The organism is Vibrio sp. 970 (assembly GCF_033339075.1).
Map to the genome: position 1 here is coordinate 1 of NZ_JAWOTW010000579.1, position 585 is coordinate 585.

The window sequence follows — 585 nt, forward strand, 5'->3', positions numbered from 1 at the left end:
AGGCGCACGTGCTGACTTTGTTAAGGCAAACAATGGTGAATCACCAATGCCGGGTCATAAAGCGATCAATATGCACCAGAAACTGGGCTTCTCAAAAATCTTCACTATGGCAAAACGAGCGGTATCGACAAAATGAGTAATAGAGTATTTATGCCAGGATGCAGTTTGCCATCCTATTCACCAGAAGGCGTAGCGGCCATTGCGAGCTACCTAAAAGAAGTATTCCCAGAAATGGGCGCAGTACAGAAATGCTGTGGCAAACCGACCGCGGCTATCGGTCAAACAGAGAAGTTCAAAGAACGCTACGGCCAGCTTCAAGCAGACTTCGACAAACTAGATGCACAAGAAGTCATCGTGGCGTGCCAAAGTTGCTACGGCATGATCAAAAAATCTGGCGGCACACAAAAACCAGTATCTTTGTGGAAGCTACTTCCTGAAATTGGTTTACCGGAAGAACTACGCGGCAAAGCAAAAAACAGTGACGTGGTGTTTACCATTCATGATTCTTGTTCGACTCGCTACGAGAAAGAACTGCAAGACGGCATTCGCTGGATCTTAAACGAGCTTGGCTACAAAACCTCTGAA

General features: G+C 46.3%; 1 protein-coding gene. It reads left to right on the forward strand.

Going from position 1 to position 585, the window contains the following annotated elements; genetic code table 11:
- Window positions 1–132 precede the first annotated feature (132 nt).
- Window positions 133–585 (forward strand): (Fe-S)-binding protein (locus R7Q11_RS27990; protein ID WP_225467208.1); only part of this gene is annotated, 453 nt, incomplete at its 3' end.